This is a genomic window from Bradyrhizobium sp. BRP22 (assembly GCF_020194175.1).
Classification (GTDB): Bacteria; Pseudomonadota; Alphaproteobacteria; order Rhizobiales; family Xanthobacteraceae; genus Bradyrhizobium.
Genome location: NZ_JADYVX010000167.1, coordinates 1 through 255, shown reverse-complemented (window position 1 = coordinate 255; position 255 = coordinate 1). Strand labels below are relative to the sequence as shown.

General features: G+C 67.1%; 1 pseudogene. It reads right to left on the bottom strand.

Annotation, left to right across the window (positions count from 1 at the left end):
- Positions 1-255, bottom strand: a pseudogene (locus I6F35_RS39830) (IS3 family transposase); the annotation flags it as partial.

The window sequence follows — 255 nt, the reverse complement described above, 5'->3', positions numbered from 1 at the left end:
CTCGTTGGCGAGGTCGCGCAATCGGCCACGCAGAACTGCGTCCGGCGGGCGGCGGGAGCGGTAGCGGATCGTCTTCCGGTCCGCGCTGACGATCGAACAGCCCCGCCGCTCCGACAGGCTCATGACGGCCTGCAGATGCGCGACCGCAGCGCGCTTGGCGGCGGGCCCTACCATTTTTTTGAAAGCAGCTCGCGAAAGGCGGCCGCATCAAGCATCTGCTCCGCCAGGAGCTTCTTCAGCTTCGCGTTCTCCTCC